Here is a 1,729-nt window from a genome sequence, read left to right as displayed (position 1 = left end):
CAAATCCATTTGCTCAAGTGCAGCCAAAACCATCGGAGCAAGAGTCCTCTCAGCCTCCTCAAGGTTCGCCGTGAACTCATCTATGTACCCACCCGACTTAGCACTCTCAAGCGCCCTCAGCAGCTTCGTTACACGCTCAAGCGCCGGAATTGAAGCGCCCAGCATTTCAGTCACTACCGTTGACTTAGAAACACCACGAAGCGCCGCTAATTCAGAAACTACGGCATGATGAGAAGGCTCAAGAGTAATCGTTAAACGAGGCTTAGATGTAGCCATAGTGATGCACCTTTAATGTTAGTGATGCACCAAATATAGGTGATGCACCCAAGGCTTTCAAGCATCACCTTCAGTCGTCGTCGTCCTCGCTAGGCTCGCACGTCCTCCTCCTCCTTCGCGGTGATGGAATACGGGTAAACGAGAAGCCGGGCACACAGGCAAACAGGCACACAGACACACAGGAAGAGAGGTAAATACGGCCACAGAAGGCCAGGAGGGCACGCCTACACGTGTACACGCTTACGAGTACACAGGCACTTAAACCAAAACCATGTTTGGCAATGGGCCAGCGGTCTATCAGGCACACACGACGCGCTCAAACAGACGAGGCCCACATACACCGTGCATTGCGGTTATGCATGCGTTCGCTACGCTCACCACCATTCAAACTTAACAGGCACTCACACAGACCAGACTACCGGCCCTTACTGCCCTCCAACATCCTTCCCAAAGCATCGCCAACAGCGGCCCAGGAACCCTCCTCACTCCTCAAGGAGTCAAGATGCTTACCGTACTGCTTAACCATTGCTGCAAGCGCTCTATCACGGTCAGACGGCCTCTTTAAGCGGTTAAGACCAACAACCCTCTCAACAGACTCATCAAGAAGTATTTTAGCCATCTCAGTGGTAAACGGAGCACAGCCAAGCAGCTCACTAGGGGAGAGAGTTGCACAATGCATCCTAGCAACCGACTTCTTGGGTTTTATCTCAGTCTCAACCCTCACCAAGTCCACTGAAGTATCGTCGCTAATTCCCTTAACGCGCTGTTCAATGCCCTTTTCGTAAACACGCAACATCACAGAAGATTGACGCGATCCAACGTATATAGACCTCCCCTCCTTGGCCCTATGATAATCACCCACATGACGAGTCTTGAGGTCGTACTTATCCGCCAAATTCAAAGCCATAGAGGACAGCGAGTCCCAGGCATCAGGAAGATCTATATCAATAGCAACATCAGCCCTAAGCAGGTGATGCTGAGGCCACTCAGAACGCACCAGAGAGGCTAGACGAGGCGCCTCAAATCCCGATGATTCAACCATCACCCTATCACCGGTATTGCCTCCCCACTGGACGCTACACAGCCTTCTATCGCCAATAACCACATCAGCAGCTTCAGCGTACCCGTGCCTCGGCCTTGAACTGACTACACTAGACATTTCAAAGCCACCCATTAAATGGCAAAGAATGTAATCAGGAGAATCACTTACGCCAGCTTTGTACCAGTCGAAATCACACCCCGTAGCACAACCCATCAGACCCCCTCCCTACGGGCTGAACGACCTCCTGAACTGGAATTTGAACTAGGGGTTACCCCCGTATTACAGGCTCGGGGGTTAATAGACTTCTCCATCGGCAAATCCATTTGCTCAAGTGCAGCCAAAACCATCGGAGCAAGAGTCCTCTCAGCCTCCTCAAGGTTCGCCGTGAACTCATCTATGTACCCACCCGAC

Annotated in this window: 1 protein-coding gene; it reads right to left on the bottom strand. The window is 51.6% G+C overall.

Features of this window, described 5'->3' with window-relative positions:
* Positions 1 to 691: 691 nt before the first annotated feature.
* Complete coding sequence (locus ABD785_RS41095) at positions 692 to 1,531, bottom strand: replication initiation factor domain-containing protein (RefSeq protein WP_344840326.1); 840 nt, start codon at positions 1,529 to 1,531, stop codon at positions 692 to 694.
* Between the last annotated feature and the right edge of the window lie 198 nt (positions 1,532 to 1,729).

Source organism: Actinocorallia longicatena (assembly GCF_039534125.1).
Classification (GTDB): Bacteria; Actinomycetota; Actinomycetes; order Streptosporangiales; family Streptosporangiaceae; genus Actinocorallia; species Actinocorallia longicatena.
The sequence above is the reverse complement of the archived record's forward strand: the minus strand, read 5'-3'. Positions and strand labels throughout refer to the sequence as shown.

What these genes read in the sequence shown, in the direction of transcription:
- ABD785_RS41095 (WP_344840326.1), bottom strand. Translation starts at nt 1,531, where the DNA reads ATGGGTTGTGCTACGGGGTGTGATTTCGACTGGTACAAAGCTGGCGTA.